The sequence below is a fragment of the Bacillus sp. SIMBA_005 genome, from assembly GCF_046535585.1.
GTDB classification, from domain to species: domain Bacteria; phylum Bacillota; class Bacilli; order Bacillales; family Bacillaceae; genus Bacillus; species Bacillus pumilus.
Window position 1 is genome coordinate 1 of the sequence record NZ_JAWRWI010000934.1, and the last position, 247, is coordinate 247.

The 247-nt window shown below is 42.1% G+C and carries 1 protein-coding gene; it reads right to left on the reverse strand.

What is annotated here, in order from left to right; all coding sequences use genetic code 11:
• A partial coding sequence (locus tag SB660_RS22815) for a LamG-like jellyroll fold domain-containing protein (protein ID WP_410584800.1) occupies window positions 1-247 on the reverse strand: 247 nt, incomplete at both ends.

Here is a 247-nt window from a genome sequence, read left to right on the forward strand (position 1 = left end):
GTTGGATGCAACAGCGGTCCCGTTAATGTACAAGGTACAAGTGTTTGCGGACTGCGTGACTGCAAAATGTGTCCAGGTATTAAGGGGTAATGTGTAATTGAAGCTGACTGCTTGTTCAGTTCCTCCATTTTTAATGGCATATCGCATCACATTGGCACCTCCGGCCTGAATTGTCAAAAACATATATTTTGTTGTTCCTGTACCAAAATCAAATACCCTCATCCAGTTTGATTTGGTGTCCATTCTT